This window comes from Pseudorhizobium halotolerans (assembly GCF_902153235.2).
In the GTDB taxonomy this organism is placed as follows: domain Bacteria; phylum Pseudomonadota; class Alphaproteobacteria; order Rhizobiales; family Rhizobiaceae; genus Neorhizobium; species Neorhizobium flavum.
In genome coordinates, this window is sequence record NZ_CABFWE030000008.1 from 40,953 (window position 1) to 47,010 (window position 6,058).

Sequence of the window (6,058 nt, forward strand, 5' to 3'; positions counted from 1 at the left end):
CGGTCAGGCCCGGCGATTGCCCTCGACCGTCAGGTGGGGAAAACGCTCCTCGCCACCAAGCAGTTCGGCCGTAGCACGGTCATGCCAGCGGAAGCCGAGAATGGCGCCGTCTTCCACGCCATCGAAGATATTGTCGCTGACGAGCGCGCTGCCCGCATGTTCCACGACCGATACGGCGCAGCCGATTCGCGCCCGGCGGACGATGTTGCCGGTGACGGAGACGTTGCGCAGATAGGGACCCCAGCCGACCAGCATGGCGAAACGCGGGACATTCTCGAGGACGTTGCCCGAGACCACCGTGTCGGCCTCCGCACCGATGCCGATCCCGAAGCCGACGCTGTCGTGTTCATAGGGACCGACCAGCGAGATGTTGCGGATGATGTTGCTGGAAACGATCGCCAGCCGTCCACCTTCGTTGAAATTGGCTATGTTGATGCCGTTTGCCGCTCCGTCCACGAGGTTGCCGGTCACCAGCGCTCCCTCAAAGCCAAATTCGGAATAGATCGCCGTCTCGCCTGATCGCAGGCAGTGATTGTCGGAGATCTGGACGTTGGAAGCGGCGTTCGCCCGAATGGCCGTGAAAGCACTGTCGGAGATGTGGTTGCCCGATACGATCACGCCGTCGGCGCGGTAGAGGTTGATGGCATTGCCGAACTGCCCGGTGCCGCCATAACCTGCGCCGGTCCGCGTGATGCGGTTGCCGGAAACGATCGTGCCATCCTCTCCCTTCTCCCTACGGTGAACGAGAATGCCGCCATTGCCGCAGCCGGACAGGAGGTTTTCCCGAATCCCGAGGCCGGTGCTGTCGATCGCGTAGAGCCCGTATTCGCTGATTGCGGAGATACGGTTAGCCCTCAGGACGCCGCCGCAACGCTCCAGTTGCAGGGCCGTTTTGCTGCTGCCCTCCACGGTGCATTTTTCCATCGTCAGGTCGGCAACGTCGCGCAGGTGAAGCAGGGCGGGCACCTGATCAGGCAGAGGTCGACCGGCCCCGTCGAACGTGATGCCGTCCAGTTCTATGCGCCGCGTACCCGGTTCGCTGCGGATGAATGGCCCACCGCCGCCAAGTGCGAGGGTGGTGGCGCCGGCAATGCCCATCAGGCGGGTCCGGTCCGGCAGCGCCAGATCGTTCACCTCGTAGCGCCCCGGCGGCAGGAACACCCACTGGTCAGCCTGGCTCGCTTGCGCGATCAGTTCCCGCAACTTCCGGGTCTGCTCTTCGCCGCCACCCGACCTCAATCCCGCAGCTCCCGCATCGATCGCGCCGCGCAGATCCGTCAGCGACATGGCTGGGGCTGTTCGTCCGCTCCTCGTGTTCAGCAGAAGGGTACAACTCGCCGACGAGAGGCCGAGCAAAAGCTTTCGTCTGGAAATCATCCGCACCTCCGGAGAGTAAGGACTTGCTTATATGCGCCCGTTATTGAATTCGATTGGCGAGATGAACAATTGTTACGATAAAATTAATGAAGATTAAGGATTTGTCCTGCAATCTCTTCCTGACGTTGGGGGCGTTCATTTTAGCAAGCGGTTTGGGAGAGACATCGGATGCACGGTCCAATGTCAAGAAGCGCGCATTCGCAGGATACCTCGGTCACTCTCGAGAGCCTCCGCCAGCGGCTGCTGACCGTCGTTACGGATGCGGAACTGGCGGATACGTTCGCGATCCTCGACCGGCTGGACGCCTGCTCCCTCGTCGACCAGTTTCCTGAACTCATCTACGTCAAGGATCGCCGCAGCCGCTTCGTGCTGGCGAACGACGCCACCGCCCGCGCCAACAATATAGCTCATCCCGTTGAAATGCTCGGCAAGACCGATTTCGATCTGTTCGAGCGGGACGTGGCGGAGGAGCTCTTTCTCGCCGAGCAGAGAATGATGTCGCTCGGTGAGGCGATGACCAATGTCGAGCATCGCCTGGCATTCGGCGGCATGTCCTGCTGGCTCCAGTCGACAAAGACCCCGCTGCGGGACGCTGAGGGCCGTATCGTCGGGCTGATCGGTATCTCCCGCGATATCACTGAGCGCAAGCGGCAGGAGGATCTGCGGCGCGGCCATGCCCGCCTCCTCGAAATGATCGCGCGCGGCCAGCCGCTCGACAAGGTCCTGCTTTCTCTCGTCGATCTGGTTGAAGAGGAACTGGACGACGTGGTTGCGTCGGTGCTGCTCCTCGACGAGGGGACCGACCGGCTGCGGCATGGGGCGTCCTCGAGCCTTCCGGAAGCCTATGTCCGAATGATCGACGGTCTCCTGATTGGCCCGCATGCCGGCTCCTGCGGCACGGCCGCCTGGCGGCGCGAGCCGGTCATCGTCAGCAATGCCTTGGAAGACGCCCTCTGGGAGGACTATCGCGAACTGCCGCAGCAGTTCGGTTTCCGGTCCTGCTGGTCCACGCCGATCATTGGCCCGGATAGAAGGGTCCTCGGCACCTTCGCGCTCTATTCCGGTTCTGTGCGCGAGCCGACGGAGCTCGAGCTCGAACTGACCGCCATGGCGACCGACATTGCCGGGATCGCCATCGAACGGATGCGCGCGGAGGAGCGCATTCGCTACATGGCGCATCATGACGCCCTGACAGGTCTTCCGAACCGGGCGCTCTTCTGGATCCAGTTCAACCATATTCTTGCCGAGGCGCGCCGCGAAAAACGCAAGGTCGCCGTTGCCTACATCGACCTCGACAATTTCAAGCAGATCAACGACCGGCTGGGTCATGCGGCCGGCGACGAGGTCCTGAAGACGATCGCCGAACGCCTGCCGCGCTGCATCCGCGCCAACGACCTGATTGTCCGGCTCGGTGGTGACGAATTTGCCATCGTCTTCTCCCTGCTCGGCCAGGGGGAAGAGGGCGTTGTTCGGCGGATGGACGAGCTGCGCGCGGTCATCTCGGCCCCCGTCATGTTCGAGTCAGAAGAGGTCCACGTCACCTGCAGCATGGGTGCCGCATTCTATCCGGAGGATGGAGACACCCCGGAGGCGCTGCTGGCACGGGCGGACCGCGCCATGTACGGCGCCAAGAACGACGGACGTGATCGCTTGCAGGTCTGGACCTATGCTCCTGCCAGCGACTGACGGCGGCATCAGCATGATCTTTGCAGTCGCCTGTCGCGCCCTATCTTTGAGGAAATGAAACCAGAGGCGCTGCTTCATCCCACCCCGGCCGGGCTGTTCTGCCCCATCGGCCGCTTTCATGTCGATCCGGTGCGGCCCGTCGGGCGGGCGCTGATCACCCATGGGCATTCCGACCACGCCCGCGCCGGCCATGGCAAGGTGCTGGCCACCCGCCAGACGCTCGACATCATGCGGATCCGCTATGGCGAGGACTTCTGCGGATCAGAACAGGCTGTGGAGTTCGGCGAGCGCGTTGAGGTGGACGGCGTCACCGTCTGCTTCCACCCCGCAGGGCACGTCCTGGGCTCGGCCCAGATCCTCATCCAGAAGGATGGCCTCAGGATCAACGTCTCCGGCGACTACAAGCGCGGTACGGACCCGACCTGCGCCTCCTTCGAGCCCGTCGCATGCGATGTCTTCATCACCGAGGCGACCTTCGGGCTGCCCGTCTTCCACCATCCCGATCCGAAGGGAGAGATCGGCAAGCTGCTCACCTCGCTGAAGCAGTTTCCCGAACGCAGCCACATGATCGGCGCCTATGCGCTCGGCAAGGCGCAGCGTGTCATTCGGCTTATCCGGGACTGCGGCTACCACGAGCCGATCTATATCCACGGCGCTCTCGCTCGCCTCTGCGACTACTACCGCGACCAAGGAATCGAACTCGGCGACATCCGCCCGGCGACGCTCGAGAAGAAGGATCCCGATGCCTTCAAGGGGGCCGTCGTCGTGGGGCCGCCCTCTGCCTTCCAGGATCGCTGGGCCCGGCGCTTCAACGAGCCGTTGATCGCCTTTGCCTCCGGCTGGATGATGGTGCGCCAGCGCGCCAAGCAGGGCGGGGTGGAACTGCCCCTGGTGATCTCCGACCACTGCGACTGGCCAGAACTCCTGGAGACCATCAGGGAGGTCGGACCTTCCGAGGTGTGGGTAACCCATGGTCGTGAGGAGGCGCTCGTGCGCTGGTGCGAGTTGCAGGGCATCCCGGCTCGCCCGCTGCACCTCGTCGGCTATGAGGACGAGGGGGATTGATGAAGGCCTTCTCCAACCTCCTCGACCGTCTCGTGCTGACCCCATCGCGCAACGGGAAGCTGAAGTTGCTCGCTGACTACTTTCGCGACACGCCGGATCCGGACCGCGGCTATGGTCTGGCGGCGCTCGCCGGTACGCTCGACCTGAGGAACATCAAGCCGGCGCTCCTGCGCGAACTGGTGCTGGAAAAGCTCGATCCGGTCCTGTTCCAGTATTCCTACGATTACGTCGGCGACCTCGCCGAAACCATCGCGCTCGTCTGGGATGGCGGCGAGAAAGACGACACGACGGACGAGGAGCAGCCGCGGCTCGGCGAAGTCGTCACGATGATGAACTCTCTCGGAAGGACCGAAGTCCGCGCAGCCGTCCGCGACCTGCTCGACCATCTCGATCCCTCCAGCCGCTTCGCCTTCCTGAAGCTCGCCACCGGCGCGCTTCGCATCGGCGTCTCCGCCCGGCTCGCCAAGCAGGCGCTGTCGGACATGAGCGGCCCAGGGGAGAGCCAGAAGGACGTCACCGAGATCGAAACCTTGTGGCACGGCCTGGGTCCGCCCTACGAGCCGCTTTTCGCATGGCTCGAGGGCCGGGCGGAGAAGCCGGTGCTGGCGACGCCGGCGATCTTCCACTCGGTCATGCTGGCTAATCCGGTGGAGGAGGGCGATCTCGAGAAGCTCGACCCGGAAGACTATGCCGCCGAATGGAAGTGGGACGGCATCCGCATCCAGATGTCGAGCTATGGCGGCACGAAGAAGCTCTACTCCCGCTCCGGCGACGACATCACTGGTGCCTTCCCGGACATTGTGGACTCGATCAACTTCGAAGGCGTCGTGGACGGCGAACTTCTTGTTGGCGGCACCATGCGCTCCAACAGTCCGACCCGCACCTTTTCCGATCTTCAGCAGCGGCTGAATCGCAAGACCGTCACGAACCGGATGCTGGACGACTACCCCGCCTTCGTGCGGGCCTACGACCTGCTGTTTCAGGGCGACCAGGACATCCGCGCCCGCACCTTCTTCGAGCGCCGCGAGCGGCTGGGCCAGGTGATCGACAACGCTCCCCACGACCGATTTGACCTTTCCGATCTCGTCGACTTCTCCGATTGGCAGGAACTTGACCGCCTTCGGATAGATCCACCCGATCCGGTGATCGAGGGCGTGATGATCAAGCGCAAGGACAGCGCCTACCAGGCCGGCCGGCTGAAGGGGCCGTGGTTCAAGTGGAAGCGCGATCCCTACAACATCGATGCCGTGATGCTCTACGCCCAGCGCGGCCACGGCAAGCGGTCGAGCTATTATTCCGACTTTACCTTCGGCGTCTGGGCCGAGAGCCCGGATGGCGAGCAGCTTGTGCCCGTGGGCAAGGCCTATTTCGGCTTCACGGATGCCGAACTCGAAGTGCTTGACAAGTTCGTCCGCGACAACACGGTGGAGCGCTTCGGGCCCGTCCGGGCGGTGCGGGCAGAGCCGGATTTCGGCTTCGTCCTAGAGGTCGCCTTCGAGGGCATCAACCGCTCCACCCGTCACAAGTCCGGCGTCGCGATGCGGTTTCCCCGCATTTCGCGCCTGCGCATGGACAAGCTGCCCCGCGACGCGGACCGTCTCTCGACTCTGACGGCGATGATCGATGCGAGTACGCCGCAGTCGTAACCTCAAGAGAAGAGGGCGGGCAGCTTGCGCCACCCGCCCTTGTTTTGTTCAGCTGATGAGATCAGATCGCCTCAGAACTCTTCCCAGCTGTCGTTGCTGACGGCGACGGCAGCGGAGCCCTTGGCCGAGAAGGCATTGGCGATCTTGCCCATCATGCTGCGGGCAGGTGAGGCGACCGGGGCGGACTTGGCTCCGGCCTTGGCGACCGGTGCCGATGCCCGCTGCGATGCCGGCTGGTAGGAGGCGGCGCCGCCGAGCTGGAACTGGCCGATCAGGCCGCGCAG

The 6,058-nt window shown here is 63.8% G+C and carries 4 protein-coding genes and 1 pseudogene; 3 read left to right on the forward strand and 2 right to left on the reverse strand.

Annotated features, from left to right (window positions below):
- Positions 1-3: 3 nt before the first annotated feature.
- Entirely contained in the window at positions 4-1,377 is a 1,374-nt protein-coding gene (locus FN060_RS14215; RefSeq protein ID WP_142588683.1) for a TIGR03808 family TAT-translocated repetitive protein, read from the reverse strand.
- A gap of 180 nt (positions 1,378-1,557) precedes the next feature.
- Between FN060_RS14215 and FN060_RS14220 the strand changes: the two genes are divergently transcribed.
- The 3 genes from FN060_RS14220 to FN060_RS14230 are packed head-to-tail and all read left to right on the forward strand — an operon-like array spanning position 1,558 to position 5,774.
- Complete coding sequence (locus FN060_RS14220) at positions 1,558-3,063, forward strand: diguanylate cyclase domain-containing protein (RefSeq protein WP_183950092.1); 1,506 nt, start codon at positions 1,558-1,560, stop codon at positions 3,061-3,063.
- A gap of 54 nt (positions 3,064-3,117) precedes the next feature.
- The gene (locus FN060_RS14225) at positions 3,118-4,128 is read left to right on the forward strand and encodes a ligase-associated DNA damage response exonuclease (RefSeq protein ID WP_183950082.1); all 1,011 of its coding nucleotides are present in this window, start codon (positions 3,118-3,120) and stop codon (positions 4,126-4,128) included.
- A complete protein-coding gene (locus tag FN060_RS14230; protein ID WP_142588685.1) occupies positions 4,128-5,774 on the forward strand; it encodes a cisplatin damage response ATP-dependent DNA ligase in 1,647 nt (548 codons plus the stop codon). The genes FN060_RS14225 and FN060_RS14230 overlap by 1 nt, the downstream gene beginning before the upstream one ends.
- Positions 5,775-5,845: 71 nt before the next feature.
- On the opposite strand, the pseudogene FN060_RS14235 reads toward FN060_RS14230, so the two are convergent.
- Positions 5,846-6,058 (reverse strand): annotated as a pseudogene (locus FN060_RS14235) (methyl-accepting chemotaxis protein); the annotation flags it as partial.